Source organism: Muricomes intestini (assembly GCF_004346165.1).
Taxonomy (GTDB): Bacteria; Bacillota; Clostridia; order Lachnospirales; family Lachnospiraceae; genus Muricomes; species Muricomes intestini.
In genome coordinates this window covers 1-2,896 of record NZ_SLZZ01000059.1, presented here as the reverse complement: position 1 = coordinate 2,896, position 2,896 = coordinate 1, and the positions used below count along the sequence as shown (strand labels likewise).

The window sequence follows — 2,896 nt, the reverse complement described above, 5'->3', positions numbered from 1 at the left end:
TGTTTTTTGCAAGACCTTTTTGTAGGAAATTGCAAAAAGTTTTTGTAGGTTGTTGCACCTACATTTTGTAGGTAATTGCAATGGCATGTGCCAGCCGCATATTGACTGACATATCACCATCACAGACATATTTAATTGTTAAAGTGTAAGGTTTGAAAAGGGCATATTTTCCTCATATTCTTCATGTGCATTTTCACGAAAATAATGATATTCTTCTTCCTGTTCCTTATAACGGATGAACTCCTTAAGGTATCTCAATTCTGTTTCATCCCGTTGCTGCTCCTCACTTAGGCATGAGATATGGTCACTCATCTCAGAGCAAACTTCTTGAAGATTTTTATATAGTTTCTTGATTTCTTTTTTGTTTTTAGCCATTATTAGCTGCCTCCTGAGTATTTATTCTTGTGAACGCTTCATTAATACTGGATTCACGCAGACGGTTGTTTACACCAGGGAATAAGATGAGTTCCACATGATGAGTCAATCTTCCGATGAGTGCAGTTGTCATTCTCTGATCATAAAGAACATTGACCCATTGCGAGAATTCCAGATTTGTATTCAAAATCACCGGCTTCTGCTCATGAATTTCGGAAAGATAGTCGAAGAGAAGCTGTGCTCCGGTTCGGTCATAAGGAACATATCCGAATTCATCAAGTATCAGGATTCCTGCACTGTTTAGTTTCTTTTTCAGCGATGACAAAGTCCCCTTTGCCTGATGTTCTGAAAACAGATTGATAAGTCCTGCGGTCCTGTAAAACTTTACTGAAATTCCCAGGTTACATGCTGAGAGTCCTATCAATGTGGATAGCATTGTTTTTCCTGTTCCACTCCCACCATACATGATGATGTTTTTGCCGGAATGATAGAAATCAAGCTCTAGCAAAGTATCAAGGGACACTCCTTCCGGAAAATCGATCTCGTCAGTACGGAATTGTTCTTTGGTATACAGCTTCGGAAATCCTGCTGTATTCAGCAGTTTCATAATTCGGTGTTCCTGACGGTATGCTACTTCATTACTCAGTAGGTTCATAAGGTATTCCTGGTTGGTCGCTCCTTCCTGTGTGAGTGCTCTCTCTGCAAGATTTGAAGATAAACGTAACTGCTTGCAGCATAAAGCAATGGATTCTTGTATATCAGCCATTTAATGCACCCCCTCTCTTGAGGACCGCATCAAGGCCAGCTAAATCATTCCTGAATGGGATGACTTTCTGTGATGGGATACCGCTTCCATTATCAAGCGGTGGCAGTAATGGAACTTCTGCGTAAGTGCGTCTGTATAAGTTCTGCAGACTGTCTGGATCTGCTGCATGAAAGCATATCGCTTCATCTACTGTATGCAGGGCGCTGTGGAAGCCGCTGCGCTCAGTAAGCTCTGCGAGTACTTTTAACACCTTGCCACGTTCACTGCTTTCGCAGCTATCCATGTAGATCTGCATGTTTTCAGGCATCATACTGTATATTCCACTGTTCTTTAAAGATCGTGGTTTTCGTGCAATGTATTTCAGATACGGAATCCAATCCATACTTTCGCATTCATCGCCATACAATCGCCTGTGAGTTACTACTTCGTGCAGGCTGCTGTCCATGACGATGACTTCTGAAGATGTCATCCTTAAACGGACGGTATCTTCACAGAAGGCAGGGGATACTGAATAGCGATGCTTTCCATGATCAAGAGTAAACTTGCCGTATTTATCAGTGCGTGCCGTTGTATATAGTGCAGTATCAAATGCAGTGGGCGGCAATGGAAGAAATGCTTTTTTATCATCTTCCAAAAGTTCGCTGATGAACCTGCCGTTATTATCTTCGTAATGCTCGCGCTCCATATCCTCGTCACAGGCAGAAAAGAGTTCTTTGTTTTTCTCGGTTATGCTTGTAAATTCAGGCACTGGAACAAGTTCGTTTCGTCGGAGATAGCCAACCTTGTTTTCCACATTTCCTTTTTCCCACCCGGATTCAGGATTCATAAACAATGCCTTAAATCGGTAGTGCTCGCAGAAGCGTTGAAAGCGTTCGGTAACATTTCGATTCCCTCCTTTAATGATCTCAGTCACAATGGTTCTCGTGTTATCAAACCAAATCTCAGTAGGTACACCGCCTATGTATTCAAAGGTGGCAACAAGCCCTTCCAAAAGGCACTCCATATTTTCCCCATAATTCAGCTGGAGGTAACCACCATTGCTGTAAGGGAAGCTGAGAACAAGATATTTTGCTTCATGATGAAGCTTACCGTTTTCATAAAAGTCGGCATAGCCAAAGTCAGCCTGAGCCTCGCCGGGTGAATGGACAAGAGGGATATATCCCTCTCGATATTTAAGGTTAAGTTCCTTCTTCTTGCCTGAAACATACGTGGCAACAAGACGATAGCTGCAATCAAAATCTTTCACTTCGTCCTTCAGGCGATTAAACACTCGCTTTGCTGTGTGCCTCTGTTTTCTGGGAGCTTTTTTATCAGCAGTCAGCCAGCTGTCAATGGTTGGCTTGAATGGGTCTAGCTTAGATATGTGCTCCGTTTCTTGTGGGGCTGGTGGATCTGAATTAAAATTCTCCATATCCACGTATTTGCGAACTGTGCGCCAGTCACAATTCATAATGATTGCGATCTCTATCAGATTTTTTCCTTGCTCGTAGTAGAGCTCTCTGATACGATGAATCTGATCCATTGTAGTCATACTCCTTTCCTCCTTGTTTTATTTGTTTGCTACAACAAAACAAGGTTACTGGTTTATTTGTATGTCTGCAATGGGTTTTTACAGTTCCAACTTGGGAGCCATCCAATAAATGCTGCCCGTTCCAGGGATACTGTCAGGATACTTTGCAATTACCTACATTTTGTAGGTGCAACGACCTACATTTTTGTTTTGCAACTTTCTGTATTTTTATTATACAATAAACA

General features: G+C 41.9%; 3 protein-coding genes. All 3 read right to left on the bottom strand.

What is annotated here, in order from left to right; translation table 11 throughout:
• Positions 1-138: 138 nt before the first annotated feature.
• From EDD59_RS17575 to istA, 3 genes are read right to left on the bottom strand one after another with little or no spacing between them, the layout of a single operon-like run.
• Entirely contained in the window at positions 139-375 is a 237-nt protein-coding gene (locus tag EDD59_RS17575; protein ID WP_132384262.1) for a hypothetical protein, read from the bottom strand.
• Positions 368-1,141 (bottom strand): ATP-binding protein, encoded by a 774-nt coding sequence (locus EDD59_RS17570; RefSeq protein ID WP_132384260.1) that lies wholly within the window; start codon positions 1,139-1,141, stop codon positions 368-370. The genes EDD59_RS17575 and EDD59_RS17570 overlap by 8 nt, the downstream gene beginning before the upstream one ends.
• Positions 1,134-2,663 carry an IS21 family transposase gene (gene istA, locus EDD59_RS17565; protein WP_207670436.1) on the bottom strand — a complete coding sequence of 510 codons (1,530 nt, stop codon included), beginning with the start codon at positions 2,661-2,663 and terminating at the stop codon, positions 1,134-1,136. Before istA ends, EDD59_RS17570 begins: the two co-directional genes overlap by 8 nt.
• Between the last annotated feature and the right edge of the window lie 233 nt (positions 2,664-2,896).